13 protein-coding genes are annotated in these 15,876 nt (G+C 60.8%); 8 read left to right on the top strand and 5 right to left on the bottom strand.

Annotation, left to right across the window (positions count from 1 at the left end; all coding sequences use genetic code 11):
• The first annotated feature begins 154 nt into the window (after nucleotides 1-154).
• On the top strand, nucleotides 155-1,474 hold the full coding sequence (gene trhP, locus AC07OF_RS22575; RefSeq protein WP_157193234.1) for a prephenate-dependent tRNA uridine(34) hydroxylase TrhP: 1,320 nt from the start codon (nucleotides 155-157) through the stop codon (nucleotides 1,472-1,474).
• Between the two features lie 60 nt (nucleotides 1,475-1,534).
• On the opposite strand, the gene pvdQ is transcribed toward trhP, so the two are convergent.
• Nucleotides 1,535-3,850, bottom strand: a complete 2,316-nt coding sequence (gene pvdQ, locus AC07OF_RS22580; RefSeq protein WP_495073466.1) for a bifunctional acylase PvdQ — start codon at nucleotides 3,848-3,850, stop codon at nucleotides 1,535-1,537.
• A 213-nt stretch (nucleotides 3,851-4,063) separates the two neighbouring features.
• Here pvdQ and AC07OF_RS22585 point away from each other — a divergent pair, with 213 nt between their 5' ends.
• Nucleotides 4,064-4,450, top strand: a complete 387-nt coding sequence (locus AC07OF_RS22585) for a fe2+ zn2+ uptake regulation protein (protein ID WP_157193236.1) — start codon at nucleotides 4,064-4,066, stop codon at nucleotides 4,448-4,450.
• Between the two features lie 36 nt (nucleotides 4,451-4,486).
• Here AC07OF_RS22585 and AC07OF_RS22590 read toward each other — a convergent pair whose 3' ends face one another.
• Nucleotides 4,487-4,675, bottom strand: a complete 189-nt coding sequence (locus tag AC07OF_RS22590; RefSeq protein WP_038612844.1) for a hypothetical protein — start codon at nucleotides 4,673-4,675, stop codon at nucleotides 4,487-4,489.
• A gap of 158 nt (nucleotides 4,676-4,833) precedes the next feature.
• Between AC07OF_RS22590 and AC07OF_RS22595 the strand changes: the two genes are divergently transcribed.
• The 4 genes from AC07OF_RS22595 (at nucleotide 4,834) to AC07OF_RS22610 (ending at nucleotide 7,266) form a co-directional block, all read left to right on the top strand.
• Complete coding sequence (locus AC07OF_RS22595; protein WP_157193237.1) at nucleotides 4,834-5,295, top strand: hypothetical protein; 462 nt, start codon at nucleotides 4,834-4,836, stop codon at nucleotides 5,293-5,295.
• A gap of 218 nt (nucleotides 5,296-5,513) precedes the next feature.
• A complete protein-coding gene (locus AC07OF_RS22600) occupies nucleotides 5,514-5,909 on the top strand; it encodes a Mor transcription activator family protein (RefSeq protein WP_157193238.1) in 396 nt (131 codons plus the stop codon).
• Nucleotides 5,910-5,975: 66 nt separating this feature from the next.
• The gene (locus AC07OF_RS22605; RefSeq protein ID WP_157193239.1) at nucleotides 5,976-6,614 is read left to right on the top strand and encodes a DUF2589 domain-containing protein; all 639 of its coding nucleotides are present in this window, start codon (nucleotides 5,976-5,978) and stop codon (nucleotides 6,612-6,614) included.
• Nucleotides 6,615-6,732: 118 nt separating this feature from the next.
• Nucleotides 6,733-7,266, top strand: coding sequence for a DUF2589 domain-containing protein (locus tag AC07OF_RS22610; RefSeq protein WP_157194771.1), 534 nt, complete (start codon nucleotides 6,733-6,735; stop codon nucleotides 7,264-7,266).
• A 6-nt stretch (nucleotides 7,267-7,272) separates the two neighbouring features.
• Here AC07OF_RS22610 and AC07OF_RS22615 read toward each other — a convergent pair whose 3' ends face one another.
• The 3 genes from AC07OF_RS22615 to AC07OF_RS22625 are packed head-to-tail and all read right to left on the bottom strand — an operon-like array spanning nucleotide 7,273 to nucleotide 13,403.
• Complete coding sequence (locus AC07OF_RS22615) at nucleotides 7,273-10,896, bottom strand: translocation/assembly module TamB domain-containing protein (RefSeq protein WP_157194772.1); 3,624 nt, start codon at nucleotides 10,894-10,896, stop codon at nucleotides 7,273-7,275.
• Nucleotides 10,897-10,943: 47 nt separating this feature from the next.
• Nucleotides 10,944-12,686: an autotransporter assembly complex protein TamA gene (locus AC07OF_RS22620; protein ID WP_157193240.1), complete on the bottom strand. Its 1,743-nt coding sequence runs from the start codon at nucleotides 12,684-12,686 to the stop codon at nucleotides 10,944-10,946.
• A 57-nt stretch (nucleotides 12,687-12,743) separates the two neighbouring features.
• Nucleotides 12,744-13,403, bottom strand: coding sequence for a GNAT family N-acetyltransferase (locus AC07OF_RS22625; RefSeq protein WP_157193241.1), 660 nt, complete (start codon nucleotides 13,401-13,403; stop codon nucleotides 12,744-12,746).
• Between the two features lie 162 nt (nucleotides 13,404-13,565).
• Here AC07OF_RS22625 and xthA point away from each other — a divergent pair, with 162 nt between their 5' ends.
• Together xthA and AC07OF_RS22635 are read left to right on the top strand one after the other, a co-directional pair.
• On the top strand, nucleotides 13,566-14,378 hold the full coding sequence (xthA, locus tag AC07OF_RS22630) for an exodeoxyribonuclease III (RefSeq protein WP_157193242.1): 813 nt from the start codon (nucleotides 13,566-13,568) through the stop codon (nucleotides 14,376-14,378).
• A 151-nt stretch (nucleotides 14,379-14,529) separates the two neighbouring features.
• On the top strand, nucleotides 14,530-15,852 hold the full coding sequence (locus tag AC07OF_RS22635) for a substrate-binding domain-containing protein (protein ID WP_157193243.1): 1,323 nt from the start codon (nucleotides 14,530-14,532) through the stop codon (nucleotides 15,850-15,852).
• Nucleotides 15,853-15,876: the final 24 nt, after the last annotated feature.

Genomic DNA, 15,876 nt, shown 5'->3' on the forward strand with positions numbered 1-15,876 from the left:
TGATATCAAACCCTTGTTTCTATTGAATAAATGCAAAGAGCCAGCACGCAGCACCCGAGGTAAACGCAAGCAGCGGCAAAAGCGCCGTTGACATGGATCAATTACCCGCCGGGGCATTCCCGGTAGCATCCGCGCCTTTTGCCGCGACCTGATCATGACCCCGCTTGCCAAACCTGAATTGCTCGCCCCAGCCGGCACTCTGAAGAACATGCGTTACGCTTTCGCCTATGGCGCCGACGCAGTCTATGCCGGCCAACCGCGCTACAGCCTGCGCGTACGCAACAATGAGTTCGACCACGCCAACCTGGCGCTGGGCATCAAAGAGGCCCAGGCCCAGGGCAAGCGTTTTTACGTGGTGGTCAACATTGCCCCGCACAACGCCAAGCTCAAGACCTTCCTCAAAGACCTTGCGCCGGTAGTCGAGATGGCCCCGGATGCGCTGATCATGTCTGACCCGGGCTTGATCATGCTGGTGCGCCAGCACTTCCCGCAGATGCCGATTCACCTGTCAGTGCAGGCCAACACGGTGAACTGGGCCAGCGTCGAGTTCTGGCGCAGCCAGGGGCTGACCCGGGTGATCCTGTCCCGCGAGCTGTCGCTGGAGGAAATCGAGGAAATCCGTCAGCAGGTACCGGCCATGGAGCTGGAGGTTTTCGTCCATGGTGCTTTGTGCATGGCCTACTCCGGGCGTTGTCTGCTGTCGGGCTACCTCAACCGCCGTGACGCCAATCAGGGCAGCTGCACCAATGCCTGCCGCTGGAAGTACAGCGCCACAGCAGCCACTGAAGATGTCAGCGGCGATATCGTCCGCGAAGTACAACCGACCCTGGGGGTCGGTGCGCCGACCGAGCAGGTGTTCCTGCTTCAGGAAAGCAATCGTCCGGATGAAGACATGCCGGCCTTCGAGGACGAGCACGGCACCTACATCATGAACGCCAAGGACCTGCGTGCGGTGCAGCACGTCGAACGCCTGACCCGCATGGGCGTGCATTCGCTGAAGATCGAGGGTCGCACCAAGTCGCACTTCTACTGCGCACGCACCACTCAGGTCTACCGCCAGGCCATCGATGATGCCGTGGCAGGCCGTGAGTTCGACCGCAGCTTGATGCTCAATCTGGAATCGCTGGCCCAGCGCGGTTACACCGAAGGCTTCCTGCGCCGTCACGTGCATGACGAATATCAGAACTATCAACGTGGCAACTCGGTGTCCGAGCGCCAGCAGTTTGTCGGTGAACTGACCGGTGAACGCGTCGATGGCCTGGCTGAAGTGAAGGTCAAGAACCGCTTTGCCCTGGGAGATCATCTGGAACTGATGACCCCGCGTGGCAACTATCATTTCGATCTGCACCAGTTGCGCGATCGTCAGGGGGCATCGATCGAGGTGGCACCGGGGGATGGGCATACCGTCTACCTGCCGATTCCCGAGCAGGTGGACCTGAGGTTTGGCCTATTGTTGCGCGACTTGGTGCAATGATCGCGGGGCAAGCCCGCTCCCACAGTGGGAGCGGGCTTGCCCCGCGATAAGGCCGACGGATCAGGGCATGACGTTGGCCACCGCCGCCGAATCCGCCTCCCGAATCACCTGCACGCGATACTGTGGATCAGCCTTGATCTGTGCCTCGGTGAAGGGAATCACATGCCACTGCTTGGCCGAGAAAGCCCGAGTCTGGTCACTGGCATGCGCTGAACCGGCCTCGCTGGACTCGGAAAAAGCCAGCAATCCCAAGGCCTGCGGCCCCTTGCTATCAAAGGTCACCAGCTGCAAGTAGCTGGTACCACTGACCACCAGGCGCTTGCCAGGCCCGGCCGCTACACTCTGGATCGCATTGTAGACCCCCAGGCTGGCAGGCCCGCCGTGAATCGGCGTGCCGTCGGCGGCTTGTTGTATCTGCCCCCACTGCGCATCAGCCGTCAGACCGGCCTGCTCCACCTCGGCCAGCGAGGCCAGGGCGGCTTGGTTCAAGGCTGCTGCCACGTCGGCACGCTCGACTGCCAGTCCACGCGGGGTATGCTGGGGATCGCTCGGGTCGAACGCTACTCGCCAGATATCCGGGCGCTGCAGCAGCGGCTCCAGAATGTTCTGAAAATGCACCAGCCCGATGCCACTGTCGAGGTCGGCACGCAGGTTCCAGGCTTTCAAGCTGCTGCACAGCGTCGTCAATCGCGAATCCGGCGCCTGTTCACCACACCATTGCAACAGGTCCGGCATCAGCAGTTCCGCCAGATAGACCTGGTTGTCCATCACCATCTGCTGCAGATCGGCGCCGGTCAGCTTGCCCTCGCGGTTCAGGCGCTGCAGGGCAAAGCGGCTGCGTGGCCCCAGGGGCTGGTCCTCACGACTGACCAACGGCGAATAGCCACGCAACGGCTGCGCCGGATTGACCATCCAGGCGGAGTCGTTGGAGTGCTGGATGAAGTCGCCGCGGCTCAGGCTCGGCAGCAGCTGGCTTGGAAAGATCCCCGGCTGCGCCGCACGCGGGTCAACTCTCCAGTTGCAGGCACTGCGCGAACCGTCGAGCACAATCAACGCCTGTCCTGCTGCCGAATCGCTGCACTGTGCCAGCAAGGCAGCATCGACAAAAGGCACCACCGACTGATTCAGGTACAAGGTTTGCCCCTTGGCGTCCACGGCCAGGGTGTTGACCCAGGGAATACCCTGCAATCGATGCACCGAGTCTTGCAACGCTTTCAGGCTGTCAGCCTGGTTCATGCTGTACCACTGTTGCAGTACGCGAGTGTTGTCCAGGTTGGCGTCGCGCAGGCTGAAAGCGTACTGCTTGTCCCAGTCCAACCGTCCAGGCCACTGGACTACCGGGCCGAACACTGAGCTGTAAACGTCACGGTTGACTGGTGTCAGCTTGCCGTCCGCTCCCTTGACCGTCACCGTCAGCCGTTGGCGGCTCATCGGCATCGACTTGCCATCGAGCAGGTAGCGGGTCGGATCCTTGGGATCGAGCTCAAGCCGATACACCGTGAAGTGCCTGGAAGTATCCACCGTGTGGGTCCAGGCCAGGTGACGGTTGAAACCGATGTTGATCAGGGGCAGACCTGGCAAGGCCGCCCCCATGACATCCAGCTTTCCGGGCACGGTAAGCTGCATCTGGTAAAAACGCATGCCGCCTGCCCAGGGGAAGTGCGGGTTAGCCAGCAACATGCCATGACCACTGGCCGATCGCTCGCGCCCCACCGCCACCGCATTGCTGCCACGCTCCAGAGCAAAATTGTTCTGCCGTGCTTGCGCCACACTCATGTCCACGTTCAGGCGCGCGACGGCATTGGGCGGGGTAGCGCCCGCCAGGGCTTCGGCAAACGGTCCTACCCCACCTTCAACCAACAGACGCCGGGTGAGCTTGACCAGATCAAGCGTGGTAATCGGTCTCAGCCACTGCGCCTGCAGGCATTGCGCACCCTGCCCCTGAGCCACGCGCTCGGCCAGCGCGCGGTTGTAGCCCTTGGCATAGCCCTCGAGCAAGGCCCGCACCTGCGCCGGTTGTGCCTGCCAGAAGCCGAATACTGCAGAGGGCGCGTTTAGCCAGCTGAAGAACAGATCACTGGCCAGGTTCTCGCGCTGCTCGAAGGTTACCTGCTCAGGCCCGAAGTAGCGTGAGCGCTCGGCATTGACCGTGACCACTTCATTGGCCAGCAGGCACAGGTTGTCCTGGGCGTAGGCATAACCGATGCCATAGCCCAGCCCCTGTTCATCCCGGGCCAGGATGTGTGGGACCCCAAAGCTGGTGCGGCGAATTTCGGCACTGGCATCGCCCGGAGCAACACGGCCCTGGGCAGCAAAACTGAGGCCGAGCAGCAGTCCGGCCAGACAGACGCTTGCCAACGGATGGGATTTGATCACGGACACTCCTGCATCGATCAGGGAACTATTGATCCTGATTGAACGAAACACAGGCGAAAAATTTACGGAATCTGCCTTGCCGAAACGTCTTTACCTAAGTGGCTCGATAATTTTTTTTCCCGGGTACTGCAGTTTTGCCACGCTCATTCGTCTTATAGGGTGTAGGCAACAATTTTGACGGTATCTGGACTGGCCACGAAAGGGAGCTTTCACATGTATAACCAGCAACAGGCAGCGATCGCCAACCGCCCCGAGCGAAAACCTCGGCAAGCCTTGACAGTAAAAGTCGACAACAGCGACAACGAGCGTCCCGGCAACGAACATATTCGCGAACTGCTCAGGACATTCGGGCTGCGTACCAGTCTGATCCGCCTCAAGGTCATCGATGCCTTGCACATGGCTGACAGGAGTGGGCGCAGCATCGGCGTACGTGGCGTCCACAGCCAGCTTGAACAGCTGGATGTTCCCCTGTCGTTCCTCAGTGTGCGGGAAGTGCTCAAGCGCTTGTGCGTCGAGGGTGTGATCAGCATGGGCAACGACAAGTGCTACAGCCTCAACCCCGAGGCCCGCAGCATTCTGGAGCAATCCTGCCCACGCTAAGCGCAAGGCCGGCGTATGCCGGCCGTGCTGATCGGTTCAGAGCTTGACCTTGCGGCGCATGATGCCGTTGATCACCACAACCGCGACTGCCACCGCAATGGCAATGTACTGGAACACTTGTTCACTGATCGTCCCCTGCTTTTGCAGGTAGGACAGACCAAGCATGATCCCCAACACCAGCAGGGAGATCAGAATGGAGTATTTCAGGCGTTGACCTTGAGTCATTGATATTTCCTTGCAACATCGGGGTAAGGGCCCGGAACGGCCCATGCGCATCATACAACGCAGCCTTGCCGCGAGCGGACAATTTCCTCCTTCTGTAGCGACCTTCCTCCTGAAACCATGGCGTCCCGGGCATAGTCCCAGACGAATGGAAACTCGCCATGTTCCTCGGTCGATTACTAAGTAGCATCACCTTGCTGGTTGGCCTTGAGGCCCAGGCGCTCCCCACCTCGACACTCTCCCCCGATCAACGCGTTGCACTGGGCAAGCAACTGGCCGAACACGCCGGGGCCAGCCAATGGCAACAACTCTGGCAGCGCTCGCGTCAGGCCGGCTATCTGTACGAACAATCGACTACCCCCCACTTCAGTCTTGATTCCGCCGAGCTCATCAAGGCAGCAGCCCTGACCCTGTCGCAGCCAAAAGAGACAAGTGCAGTCAACCAGACCCAGGTTCTGTATCGCCGGGACTTTTCTCCGCAAACCGTAGGTAAACACGCAAACGCCAGCCTCAGCGCCGTGTGCATCTGGGTTGACTGGCGCACCCTCCCGGAGCACGCCGTGAACCGGCCCGGCCCCTACCTCGGGCAAATCAGCCTGCTGCTGGTGCACCCCTGCCAGTAATCATGGGTTGCCAGACCTTGCCCCCCTCGCTCAAGCGTCTGCAGCGCAGAAGCAAGGGGTTACGCCGAATCAGCCGTGACTTTCCTATTCCCATGGCCCTACTTGCCTACAAACCACATATCCGATGCCCACCGTCCCTGCTGCGCTTGCTGCCTGTTACGCACGGTCGGGATGTTCAAACATGAAGGTGTCAAGCCAATCCCTACAAGGAAGTCACCATGGAACTGCGCGATCTCAACCGTATTGACATCCAACAGCTGCCCCATTCGCTGCAGATGCTCATCGAATGCCTGGGCATTGAAAACGCTTACAACTTGACCTGTGCTTTCGGTGGCCGCCCCAAGTACATCCCCAAGCACCGTGAACGCACCACGCTGTCTCAGGTTCTCCCCGCGACAGCCCTGGACGCCCTGATCAAACGTTTTGCCGGTATGGCTCTGGAAATCCCCAAGGTCGACCACTTCCTGCGCCAATTGCGCAATCAACAAATCCAGCAGGAAAGCGCCGAGGGTCTCTCGCGCAGCATGCTAGCCAACAAATACGGCTTGAGTTTGCGCCAGATCGGCAACATCCGTCGCCAGGAGTCGTGTGCACACGCTCGTCTCACCCCTTGAGCCGCTAACCTCGGCACTCAAGACACATCCGCACAATGATGTGCATTCATCAAAAGGAATTCCCTAATGGCAACTATCGATAACAGCTTGATCGGCTCGGTCATGAATGCCTTGCCACTGGACCGAATGATCTCCGGCCCTTTGCAGGCGATGATTCAGGCGCAAGTCACCGCGAGCAAGTCGTACGCCGACTTTCTTATGGGCGTGTGTATTCAGGATGGCAAGGCCGTCGCCATTCAGTTTGACTACGACGAAACCATCACCGATGAACAAGGGGTCTATAAGGGGACTGTCTCCAAGAAGATGCAGATCCCGCTGCTGGCAGCGGTTACCCACCCCAACATTGTCATTGAAGAAGGCAATATCGAGTTTGAGTTGACCATCAGCCAGCAAGCCGAGAGCACCACCGAGACCGGTGGTGAAGCGAGTTTCGGTGCGTCGCTGGGTTGGGGGCCGTTCAAACTCAACGTCAAGGGCCAGGTCAGCCACAAGTCCAGCCAGACCCGTAAAACCGACACCCGTGCGCGCTATGCCTTCAACACCAAAGTCCGCCGTCAGGACCCACCAGAGGCGTTGATGCGCGTGATTGATTTCCTCACTGAAGCGGCTACCAAACCGGTGGTCATGGGTGATGCCACGGCTCAAAACCTTGATGCACTACCTGGTTCGGCCCTGCCAATGCCTGACAAGGCAACACAACCCTGATTCATACCCGCTTGATCATGCTTTGCCAACGAATCCGGCCTCTCCCTCGTGAGAGGCCTCCTACCAGAAACACAAGGAGTGCGAACGCTTGGATGATCTCTCCTCGAAAAACGCCCCCATCACCGCCAGCGATCTTTGTGACATTACCCGTGGTCTACAAGAAGCCGCTGCTGCCACCAATAATCTGATCGCCCAGCAGTACATCAAACTCTTCGATCAGTTTTTCGATTATGACGCCCAGGCACTGGGCTCACCGATGAAGGCCAAGATGGTTGAGGTGGCGATGGATGATCAGCACAAGATGCACGTCCCGCTGATTGCCCTGGTTTCACCCAGGGGGCTGGCGCTGGAGCGTATGCAGGTCGATCTGTCGGTGAGAATCCAGAACACCGAAACCACCAAGGCCAGCGAGAATCTGCAGCGCGAGCGCTTCTATGTAACGGTAGGCGGCCAGAACAAGCGCAACGGTGACGGCCGTGATCCCGATGAAGTGCAAATCCGCATGCAGTTCCAGGCGTGCGAGCCTCCCGAGGCGCTAAACCGTCTGATCGAGGAATACACCAACCTGATCAGCCCGCAACGACTGCCTGATCCTCCCAAGCCCGCCGATGACAGCAACGAATTCATCGAAGCTGCCACCGTACGCGGATAGCGATTATCAAAAATCGCGCTTGTAGAAAATATCCAGAGAGCTTGCCAGGCCACTGGCAGCCTCAAGGTAGACCTTCTTGCTCAATTTGTAGCGCAAAGCAACCGTGTTGACTGGCTCGAACACGCCTACGCCATAGCGCAAGCTCAAGCGTTCGGTGAGGTTACCGCTGGCCACCACGCTGGTGCTGTTACCACTGCCTTGAGTGTCCAGCTGGAAATCGTCGATCCCCAGGCTTGAGGCCAGACTGCCAGTCACCCCGGCGCTGCTAGCCAGGCCCAGGCCAAGCGCCGCTTGAGCGAGCACGTTGTTATCTTCCCCCGTGGAACCCAAGGGGCGCCCCAATACCAGGTACGACAGCGCCTGTTCCTGGCTCATGGCCGGCTCGGAAAACACCTGGGTGGTGGGTTGTTCGGCACTGCCGCTGAGACGGATACCGGCAATCACGTCATCGGTCTGGCGGATAGCTTCGATGTCCAGGTAAGGCTGGTCAATGGGCCCGGCAAACAACAGGCGCGCACGGCGGATAGTCAGGCGCTGGCCGTAGGCCCGGTAACGTCCGTCGGCCAGGCTCAGCTCGCCACGGGTGTCGAGGTTGTCGCCGATGTGCACATGGCCGAGTAGATTGGCGGTCAGGCCAAAGCCGCTGAACGACAACTTGTCCTGGCCCACCTCGACATCGATGTCCATGGCGACTGCCATCGGTGCCTTGCCCTCTTCGGTCTGATGGCCAACGATCACCGTGTCATCAGAAACCTTGACGGTCGAAGGCGGCAACTCACGCACCGTGATCTTGCCCTTGGGCACCCGTACCTTACCCGCCACCGCCAGCTTGTCATCGATCAGGCTGATCTTCAGGTCCGGCGCCACCTCCAGGTTCGCATAGGGCTCGACGGTGACCGGTAGACGTTGACCCTGCAACTGCAGATCAACCGCCAGAGCCCGCCCCCAGCCGACCTGGCCGCGCAAGCTGCCTTGACCGGCCTCACCACTTTTCCAGGCACCGTTAATCTGCACTTGCTCTCCAGCGATCCGCGCCTGCAGGCTCAGGTCTTCCAGGCTGATCGGCAATTCTGCCCCGGCAACTTCGCCAGCGCTCAGGTTCAAGCTGCCGTTTACCTGTGGCGCCAGCAACGTGCCAGACAGCTGTCCGCTGCCGTTCAACTGGCCGGCCAGGCGCTCGACCATCGGTGCAAACGGGCGGGCAATGGCGATATCCAGCCCGGTCAGGCGGAAATCGCCGCTCAGTGGTTTGTTGGTGGCTACAGGATCGAGCCGGGTGACCAGAGACAGTTCGCCCAGACGCTCACCCTTGAAATCCAGACGGGTATCAACCCGGCGTGGCGCCAGGGTGCTTTGCAAACGGAGGGTCTGGTAGGGGAAATCCAGCCATTGATCCTTCTCGCGCAAACGCAGGGTGCCACCGCTGGCATCGACCACAATGGTGCCTTTCGGACCACTGGCGGGCAGGTCCAGATTGATGTCGGCATTAAGCAACCCCTGCCAGGCGAAGTCCTTGGGCAACCATTGCGCCAGGCTTTGCAACGGGAATTGCTTGAGGTGATAACGCAGACGCGGCTCGGGAGCCAGACGCTGGTCGTCGCCGCACAGGCTGGCTTGTCCGGAGCGCCAGCAATGGGCGCCGAAATCCAGTTGTCCTGTGGCCAGACGTTGTAATTTCGCCGGTGCTTGCAAGCGCCAGTCCTGACCACCGGCCTGGATCTGACCACTGGCCAGGCGTCCACGCCAGTTGCCCTTGTCCAGCTGCCCATCCAGCCCCAGGTCAAGCTTGAGCTGCGGTCCGTCCAGCGCCAGTTCCAGCTGCTGTTGGCGAATATCTCCACGACCCTTGGCGGTGAGCACGCCCAGCGCGGTATCGCCCAGACGAATTCCGCCGGCCTGCAGATCAATCACTGCACGCTGGGCACTGTCCAGCCGTGCATCCAGGGTCAGGCGCTGCAAGTGATTTTCAGCCTGGGCCAGCTTCTGACCCTGCAAGGTCAGCGTGCCTTGCGGCGCCTGCAGGGTTCCGGCGACTTCCAGCTTACCCTTGAGCTGCCCCTGCAAGTGCGGCCAGAGCTGGCCAAGACGAGGCAGATTGAGGTCCAGCTGACCGGCCAGACGCTGCTGCAGGCTGCCACTGCCGTTGATGTGGTTGTCGCCCAGGCGGATATCGAGAGTGCCGAGGGTCCAGGTCTGTCCAGCACCCTCAGCGACAGCCTTGAGCACTGCCGTCTGACCGCGCAGACGTCCCTTGAGGTCAAGGTCGGCGTCCAGGCTGAGTTCGCCATTTTTGATCTGGCCCTTGCTGCGTAGCGGACCGGCCAACGTGCCGGGCAGCTCGGCGAGCCAGTAGGCCGGGTTCAGCGCCGACAGTTCGAGAGCGGCCTCCCAGGCCACAGCATCAGCAAACTGCACACTCACGCTTCCCGCGAGCTTGCCTTGCCCGGCATTGAGCGCCAGCTGTGGCAGTGCAATCTGCTGCAGGTCGCCCTTGAACGGACTGCTCAGGCTGAACGCACCCGCCGGCCCGTCGAGGTCGCCCTTGAATTCGCCCTGATAGTTGCCATCGCGGTATTGCACCTGGCCATTGAAGCGGCGCAACGTGACCTGCGGCGCTGGCTCCAGCGGATACAGACGCAGCCAGGGAAAGTCCAGCCAATCGATGGTCGCCTCGGCGCTCAAGCCTGTTTGCCAGTCGGCACTGGCCGTGAGTTTGAGGCGCTGATCCGCGCTGGCAGTAAGCTCCAGGGCGCTCAGTTGCGCACCCTTGGCATCGACCCTGCCCTGCAGGCTCAAGGCTACAGGTTGCTGCTCGGACGCCAGGCTGGCCGAGCCGAGCAATTGATAGCCGCTCTGCAGGTTGCCGTTGGCGCTGAGTTGCAGATTATTCAGTTGCAGCGTGTCAGGCAGCTCGGCACCGGGTTTGAACGCCTGGGCACTGAGCTGTAGCTTGGCCGGCAACTGTTCGGCCAGCGCCTGCAGTTCACCACTGAGCCGGGCGTTCAGGTAGCCGCTACTGTCGCCAGTGAGCTTGAGGGTTTTCTGCAGTTCACCCTCAATCTGTACCGCCAGTTGCCAGTCCTGGCCATCGACCTTGGGCAGCCGTAACTGCCCCTGGACCTGCAACGGCCAGTCGCCCTCAGGTTGCAGCCGGCCTTGCAGGCGCAAATGCAAGTCATCGCGTTGCAGTTGCAGGCTGTCGATCTGCAAACCCGCAACAGTCCAGTGAGCCGCCAGATGCAATTGGCTCAATTGCTCATTGCCATCCAGACGCAAGTGCCCGATGCGCACCTCACCCAGCTCGATTGCCAACGGTAGTTTCAACGCCGGCAATTGCAGCGGCCCGCTGTCGGGCTTGGCCTCGCCAGGGGCGAAGGCGAGATTGACCTGCTCGGCCTGCAGGCGCTCGATACACAAGGTCATGCGCAACAGGCAGGACGGTGACCAGGCGAACACCGGTGCAACCAGTTCGACCCGGTCGGCGCCCTGCTCCCACAGCACGCGCTCGGCCTGCCATTGACCACCCAGACGCCCCTGGAACTGCTCAAGTTGCAAGCCCGGCACCAGTCCCAGCGCCCAGCGGCTGCCGGCCTGGGTCCCCAGTAACAGGCCCAGCAGCAACACCAGCATGAGCAGCAGTGCAAGCACCGCGAGCAGGATGTTTCTGAAAACGCGACTCACAGTTCCGGCCCCATGGAGAAGTGCAGACGAAAGCCGCCATCGTCATCCAGCGCGTGGGCCAGATCCAGACGCAGCGGCCCGACCGGAGATACCCAGCGCACGCCAATACCGACACCGGTCTTGAGGCTGGGAAACTCCAGGTTGTTGAATGAATTACCCTGGTCGACAAAAGTCGCTACCCGCCACTTTTCCACGACTTCGTACTGATACTCGGCACTGCCGGCCACCAGGTAGCGGCCACCGATTCGGTCACCATCGGAGTTTTCCGGCGACAGGCTCTGGTAGTCATAGCCGCGCACGCTCTGGTCACCACCGGCAAAGAACCGCAGCGATGGCGGAATCGAACTCTGATAGTCGTTGGTGGCGCTGCCACCGACTTGCACGCGACCAAGGAAGCGATGTTTCTGGCCCAGCGTGGTCAGACCTTTGAGCACCACATTGGCATGCAACAGGTTGGTATCGGACACCAGTCCTTCCTTGGCCGCCTGTACATCGAACTGCAGGCGATAGCCGTTGTGCGGGTCGATACGGTTGTCGCTACGCAGGTAGGAATAGCTGATGCCAGGCATCAACAGGTTGCTCAGGCCCGAGTCATCACCCAGGCGATACTCTTCGCGCTGGTACTTGAGCGACAGCACGCGCTGCCAGCCACTGGGCAACTTGCTGTGCCATTCCGGGCCAACCGTGAGCAGCTTGCTCAACGTGTCGGTGCCGGCAATTTCTTCGTTCTGGTAGCCACCGGCAAAGCGGAATTTGTCGGTCAACGGTGGATCAAGGGGTATGTCGTACCACAACCCGACGTTCTGCCGGGGGGCCGACAACTCGGTTTCCCAGCCGTAACTATGGCCCTGCGGATTGACCCAGTGGCGGGTCCAGTTGGCCTTGCCACGCGGCCCGACGTCGGTCGAAAAACCCAGGCCCAGGCCCATGGTGCGGGGCTTGCGGGTGCTCAGTTGCACTGCGACGGGAATGCTTTGCGCTACCGCGGCCGTAGGCGCGGCATCGACCCGCACGCCCTCGAAATAGCCGCTCGATTGCAGGGCATTGTTGAGTTCGGCAATCAGCTCGGAATCGTAGGGGGTGTCGGCCTTGAACGGCACCATGCGCTGCAGCAGGGTCTCGTCGAACGGGGTGTCGCCGGCGAAACTTACCTTACCCAAGCGATAGCGTGGGCCGCTGTCATAGATCAATTCGATGTCGGCAACGCCGGCCTGGGGATCAACCGCCAGGCGCTGGCGCACGAATCGCCCGCTGAAGAAACCGTAGCGCGCAGCCTGGTTCTGGATCAGCCGTTTGGCGTCTTCGTAATACCCGTGGTTGAGCACTTCACCTGAACGCAGGGCCTTGCTGTCGGGCATGCGAAATGCCTTGAGTTCAGAGGCCGGGCCATCAATACGGATGGTCACGTCACGCAGGTGCACGGGCTCACCAGGGTCGATGCTGAGGATCAGCTGCGGGCCCTTGTCGGCCTTGGCCGGCGCCTTGACCTCACTGTCGATCTGCGCCTGGTAGTAGCCCAGTGCCTGAGCCGCCTTGCGCGCCTGCTCGACAGCCCCACGGCTGAAACGCAGCAGCGCCTCTTCATCGCGTTTACCAAGGCTGCCGATATAGCCCTCGACATTGGCCTTGAGTTCGTTATTGGCAGGTTTGACCTTCACAACCAGCTCGCTTTGCGCATACGCGGCAACGCTGGCCATCCATAGAATCAAACCGCAGGTGAATCGTCCTGAATACGTCATAGGCGCGGATGCTACCAGAGCTTGGCGCCAGCATGGAGTCCGAGGCTCTCGCGCCTGTTACGCAGGCATGGCCGATGCACGTTGAGATGGCTGGGGGTTGGGATGAAAGAACACATGCTCGCGGACAGGTCCTACAGCAATTTCGCCGATTTCCTGGTAACCCTGGCGCTGATAAAAGGCCAGATAGTGCTCATTTCCGGTGTCCAGTACTACACCTTGGGAATGTTCGTCTTCGGCACACCAGTCGTGCACAGCTTGCAACAATTGCTCGCCGTAGTGTTTACCCTGGAACTGCGGATGAATCCCCAGCAGCGGCAAAATATGCACGGCCTCGCCCGGCAGACAGGCCATCAGTGCCGCCTGATAATCGAGATAGCGCCGGGTACAACGAAACCCGGTACTCAAGACCATGCGCATGCGCCAGGCCCAACTTTCAGTGATGCCCAGGCGGCGCTGTGGCGGTGCAATCAGGGCAATACCGATCAGCCGGTCGTCAACCAGCAGCCCCAATGCCGGCAACTCCTGCAGAAAATGTTGCTTGACCAGTTCACGCACCGTGGCGCGAATGCGCTGGTCATAGCCAGGACGCTGCGCCTCGAACAAGAAGGCAAAGGTCGGTTCATGCCGATAGGCGTGATACAACAATGAACGCGCCTCACGGCTGTAGCCACCATCAAGCAGTCGGACCTGAGCCGGGACAGCAGTCGATTCGGTCATGCTGACAAACCTCCACAAATGGGCATTCATTGCCTTCAAGGCGTACGTTGCGCCGACGTTCGCCCCGAGCACCACGTTAGCAGCCTATGCAGTGCTGCGCCACGCTGGCCGCAGCCGTCGATGTCGGCTAGGATCCTTGGTTTTATCAGGATTGTGTTTCCCATGAAGATCGTCTCGTTCAACATCAATGGCCTGCGCGCCCGGCCCCATCAATTGGCGGCGTTGATCGAAAAGCATCAGCCAGACGTGATCGGCCTGCAGGAAACCAAGGTCAGCGACGATCAGTTCCCGTTGGCCGAGGTCCAGGCCCTGGGTTATCACGTGCATTTCCATGGCCAGAAAGGCCACTATGGCGTCGCCCTGCTCTCGCGTCAGGCGCCGCTGAGCCTGCACAAAGGCTTTGCCAGCGATGAAGAGGATGCCCAGCGCCGCTTTATCTGGGGCACCTTCGCCGATGACGATGGCACACCGATCACCATCATGAACGGCTATTTCCCCCAGGGCGAAAGCCGCGACCACCCGACCAAATTCCCGGCCAAACAGCGCTTTTACAGCGACCTGCAGGCCCTGCTGGAAAACCAGTTCAAGAACGATCAGCCATTGCTGGTCATGGGTGATGTGAACATATCGCCCGAGGACTGCGACATCGGCATCGGCGCCGACAACGCCAAACGCTGGCTCAAGACCGGTAAGTGCAGCTTCCTGCCCGAAGAGCGCGAGTGGATGGCACGCCTGAAAAACTGGGGTCTGGTCGACAGCTTCCGTCACCTGCACCCTGAGGTTGCCGACCGTTTCAGCTGGTTCGACTACCGCAGCCGCGGCTTCGAAGACGAACCCAAGCGCGGCCTGCGCATCGACCTGATCATGGCCTCCCAGGGCTTGCTGCCGCGGATCAAGGCAGCCGGGGTCGATTACGACCTGCGCGCCATGGAAAAACCTTCGGACCATGCGCCGATCTGGCTGGAACTGGCGTAACGCCGATTCTTCGCGGGGCAAGCCCGCTCCCACAGCCTTATATACACAACCTGTGGGAGCGGGCTTGCCCCGCGACCAGGCGCTGTCACGTTACGGTCATCCAACCGTCTTAATCTGCGGCACATCCTTTGCCCGAAGAGTGTCTGCCGGCATGTTCCGCCACCTCAGCCTGATTCTGCTGTGCCTGCTTCCGCTCCTTGCCCGGGCCGCCCCTGACACCCCGGTGCAACTACGTATCCAGGGTTCGAACACCATTGGCGCGGCGCTGGCGCCAGCGTTGGTCAAGGGTATGCTGGAAGCTCAAGGCGCCAGCCATATATCAACCGTGACCACCCGTATTGCCAACGAAATCCAGGTCAGCGCCCAGGATGCCCATGGCCAGCCCTTGCGTATCGACATCGCCGCCCATGGCAGCAGCACCGGCTTTGCCGCACTGAAGACCGGACAGGCCGATCTGGCTGCCGCCTCACGCCCGATCAAGGTCAGTGAACTGAGCGCGCTCCAGGCATTGGGTGACCTGAACAGCACCGCCGCCGAGCAGGTCATCGGTCTGGATGGCGTCGCCGTCATCGTCCATCCCGACAATCCCCTGCCGCAATTGAGCACCGGGCAACTGGCGCAGATTTTTTCCGGACGGATCACCACCTGGGAGGAACTGGGTCTGGGTAACGGACCAATTCACCTGTATGCCCGGGATGACCGCTCAGGCACCTTCGAAACCTTCAAGGCGCTGGTGCTCGATGCCGCCGGGCAGACGCTGGCCAGCACCGCCCGGCGCTTCGAGTCCGGCGAGCAATTGGCTTCTACAGTCCTGACTGACCGCCAGGCCATCGGTTTCAGCAGCCTGGCGTCAGTACATGGCGCCAAGGTGCTGGCGATCGCCGATGGCGCCTCCCGCCCCATGCTGCCAAGCCCGGCACTGGTGGCCAGCGAAGACTATCCGCTGTCACGGCGTTTGTACTTCTACCTGTCGCCGAGTCAGGCTACACCGTGGGCCCGGGCGCTGGTGGAGTTTGCCCAAAGCCCCGAAGGGCAAGCCATTGTCACCGCCAGCGGGTTTGTCGGGCAGCAGGTACAGGCCGTCAAAGTGCCCCCCGCCGACAACATGCCGCCGCGCTATCGGACGCTGGCCCGCAACGCCCAGCGCCTGTCGGTGAACTTCCGCTTCCAGGAGGGCAATGCCAGCCTGGACAACAAAGCACTGCGTGATGTGCAGCGGGTGGTCGAGTTCCTGCGCCAGCACAACAAACGGGAACAAGATGCCGTACTGGTTGGATTTGGCGATGCCAAGGATGATCCCGAGCGTGCCGTCTTGCTTTCTCGCCTGCGCGCCATGGCCGTGCGCCGGGAGCTGGCCAGAGAAGGCGTGGCCCCGCGCGAGATCATCGGCCTGGGCGACGAACTGCCGGTGGCAGCCAATACCGCCGAAGAAGGCCGTATCCGCAACCGGCGGGTTGAAGTCTGGGTCTACTGACAGCCCGCATTATCCCGCGCAATT

The organism is Pseudomonas sp. GW821-FHT10B02 (assembly GCF_059415665.1).

Coding starts and splice junctions, on each gene's coding strand:
- trhP (WP_157193234.1), top strand. CDS start 155: ATGACCCCGCTTGCCAAACCTGAATTGCTCGCCCCAGCCGGCACTCTG.
- AC07OF_RS22615 (WP_157194772.1), bottom strand. CDS start 10,896: ATGCTGGTGTTGCTGCTGGGCCTGTTACTGGGGACCCAGGCCGGCAGC.
- xthA (WP_157193242.1), top strand. CDS start 13,566: ATGAAGATCGTCTCGTTCAACATCAATGGCCTGCGCGCCCGGCCCCAT.
- AC07OF_RS22605 (WP_157193239.1), top strand. CDS start 5,976: ATGGCAACTATCGATAACAGCTTGATCGGCTCGGTCATGAATGCCTTG.
- AC07OF_RS22635 (WP_157193243.1), top strand. CDS start 14,530: ATGTTCCGCCACCTCAGCCTGATTCTGCTGTGCCTGCTTCCGCTCCTT.
- AC07OF_RS22590 (WP_038612844.1), bottom strand. CDS start 4,675: ATGACTCAAGGTCAACGCCTGAAATACTCCATTCTGATCTCCCTGCTG.
- AC07OF_RS22595 (WP_157193237.1), top strand. CDS start 4,834: ATGTTCCTCGGTCGATTACTAAGTAGCATCACCTTGCTGGTTGGCCTT.
- AC07OF_RS22585 (WP_157193236.1), top strand. CDS start 4,064: ATGTATAACCAGCAACAGGCAGCGATCGCCAACCGCCCCGAGCGAAAA.
- AC07OF_RS22620 (WP_157193240.1), bottom strand. CDS start 12,686: ATGACGTATTCAGGACGATTCACCTGCGGTTTGATTCTATGGATGGCC.
- AC07OF_RS22600 (WP_157193238.1), top strand. CDS start 5,514: ATGGAACTGCGCGATCTCAACCGTATTGACATCCAACAGCTGCCCCAT.
- AC07OF_RS22625 (WP_157193241.1), bottom strand. CDS start 13,403: ATGACCGAATCGACTGCTGTCCCGGCTCAGGTCCGACTGCTTGATGGT.